Annotated in this window: 1 pseudogene; it reads left to right on the top strand. The window is 78.5% G+C overall.

From position 1 onward, the window contains the following. Window position 1: 1 nt before the first annotated feature. Window positions 2-260, top strand: a pseudogene (locus tag AC0I8G_RS25995) (aminotransferase class V-fold PLP-dependent enzyme); the annotation flags it as partial.

The raw sequence follows: 260 nt of genomic DNA, 5'->3' as shown, positions 1-260 counted from the left end.
GCTGCTGCCCGTGGTCGGCAGGGACACCCGCGTCCCGCTCGCCCAGGGCGGGTCGACCACCTACGCGCACCTGGACAACGCCGCGAGCGCGCCCGCCCTCGTCTCCGTCGCCACCCGCGTCGCCCAGGTCCTCCCCCACGACGCCAGCGTCCACCGCGGCGCCGGGTACCTCTCACGCGTCTCCACCGCCCTGTTCGAGCAGGCCCGGGCCGAGGGCGGGACCTTCCGGGGGGCGCGCCCCGACGACGCCGTGGGGGTCG

The organism is Kineococcus sp. AC630 (assembly GCF_979255925.1).
Note: the sequence above shows the minus strand (reverse complement) of the source record. Positions and strands in the feature narration are given on the sequence as shown.